Consider the following 1,924-nt stretch of genomic DNA (forward strand, 5'->3'; position numbering starts at 1 on the left):
CGGTCGACCGGCCCGGCCCGGTCCAGGCGGTTGTTCAGCGGGATGTTCGCCGCGACCGTGACCGCCACCGTGACCGCGTACCCGACGGCGCCGGCGAGGACCCACCAGCGCACGTCGCCGCGGTCGAGGTGCCACCAGGCGGCGGCGCCGCCGGCGACCAGCGCGCCGACGAAGACCAGACCGAACAGCGGGTTCTGGATGGCGTCGTTGATCCGCTGCATGACCCGGACGAAGGTCGCGTCGTCGACCCGGGCCAGCGCGGGCATCACCGCGACGGAGAACCCGAGGTAGAGCCCGGCCATCAGGCCCGTCGTCACCGTCGCGAGAACCAGTACCGCCGTCGCCATGTGTCTCCTCCTCCGACCAGCACCACCGTGTCGAGCCGTACGGTAGGCCGCCGGCACGGCCGGGGCCATGTCCGGGCGACTCGGTCGCATGCGCGAGCGTGCCGCGTGCCGGTGGGCGGGGTCCGGGCCCGTCTAGCATGTGGCGATGGACGCACTCGCCGCGTTGCTCGACCAGCCGAGGGCACGGGGAGCCTTCCTGCTCCGTTCGATCCTCACCCCGCCCTGGTCGGTCCGGATCGAGGACCGGGCGCCCCTGTCGCTGGTCACGATGGTCCGTGGGCACGCCTGGATCGTGCCCGACGGCGGCGAACCGGCGCGGATCGAGCCAGGCGACGTCGCCCTGCTGCGCGGGCCCGACCGCTACACCCTCGCCGACGAGCCGGGCCGCCCGGTACGGGTCGTCGTGCACCCCGACCAACGGTGCACGAGCCCGCAGGGGCGGGACCTGGCCGAGGCGATGCGGCTGGGCATCCGGACCTGGGGAGAGGAGGACGGGGACGTCGTCATGCTCAGCGGGACGTACCAGGTCGACAGCGAGCTGAGCCGCCGGCTGCTGCGGCTGCTGCCCCCGGTCCTCACCCGTGCGACGGAGGCGGCCGACGCGCCCCTGGTCGAGCTGCTGGGCCGGCACCTCGGCCGCGACGAGCCGGGTCAGGAGCTGATCCTGGACCGCCTGCTCGACCTGCTCCTGATGAGCGTCCTGCGGTCCTGGCTGTCCGGTGCGGGGGCGCCCGCCGCCGGCTGGTACCACGCGCAGCACGACCCCGTCGTGGGCCCGGCGATCCGGCTGCTGCACGCTCGGCCGTCGTACCCGTGGACGGTGGTGAACCTGGCGTCGAAGGTCGGGGTCTCCCGCGCGGCCCTGTCCCGGCGCTTCACCGCCCTGCTCGGCGAGGGCCCGATGACCTACCTGACCAACTGGCGGCTGGACCTCGCCGCCGACCTGCTGCGCGAGGACGAGACCACGGTGGCGGCGGTGGCCCGGCAGGTCGGCTACGGCAGCGCGTTCGCGTTGAGCACCGCCTTCAAGCGTGTCCGGGGGGTGAGCCCGCGGGAGCACCGGCTGGGCGCCGAGACATCCGGTCAGTCGGCCAGGTCCTCGCTGTGTGGTAGCGGTTGGTAAGGATCAGCAGCCGAGCCGCTGGCGGGCGAGGAACTTCGGTACGACCATCCGCCACGCCTCGGTGACGAGATCCGTCATGCGGTCGTGCGGCAGCGGGGTGAGACGGCAGCACACCCAGTTGAAGCGCAGGTCGGACGGGCCGGGCAGGAAGAACAGGTGTGGTTCGGTGGCGACGAGGGCGTCGCGCTCCTCCTTCGGGTAACCGAAGCCCATCGTGGTCTCGTCCCGGGAGAAGGCGACGTACACGATCGACCCGACCCGGAACTTCACCCGGTCCCGGATCAGGTGTTCGCTGCTGCGGGGCAGGGTCCGCGCCAGGGCACGAACGTCCTCGACGGTGACCATGCCCCGACCGTAGCGTCCGGTGGGTGCCGCGCGGTCGTCAGCGCCCGACCGGGACCGGTGCCGCGGCCGGCTCGACGGGCCGGTCCTCCGCCGGCACCACCGCCGGCAC

3 protein-coding genes are annotated in these 1,924 nt (G+C 73.4%); 1 reads left to right on the plus strand and 2 read right to left on the minus strand.

Features of this window, described 5'->3' with window-relative positions; genetic code table 11:
- Positions 1–347 (minus strand): anthrone oxygenase family protein (locus tag AB0I76_RS28890; RefSeq protein ID WP_357042010.1); only part of this gene is annotated, 347 nt, incomplete at its 3' end.
- Positions 348–492: 145 nt separating this feature from the next.
- Between AB0I76_RS28890 and AB0I76_RS28895 the strand changes: the two genes are divergently transcribed.
- A complete protein-coding gene (locus AB0I76_RS28895; protein ID WP_357042013.1) occupies positions 493–1,470 on the plus strand; it encodes an AraC family transcriptional regulator in 978 nt (325 codons plus the stop codon).
- A 3-nt stretch (positions 1,471–1,473) separates the two neighbouring features.
- Here AB0I76_RS28895 and AB0I76_RS28900 read toward each other — a convergent pair whose 3' ends face one another.
- Positions 1,474–1,815: an MmcQ/YjbR family DNA-binding protein gene (locus AB0I76_RS28900; protein ID WP_357042016.1), complete on the minus strand. Its 342-nt coding sequence runs from the start codon at positions 1,813–1,815 to the stop codon at positions 1,474–1,476.
- Positions 1,816–1,924: the final 109 nt, after the last annotated feature.

Source organism: Micromonospora sp. NPDC049799 (assembly GCF_040656655.1).
GTDB lineage: Bacteria > Actinomycetota > Actinomycetes > Mycobacteriales > Micromonosporaceae > Micromonospora.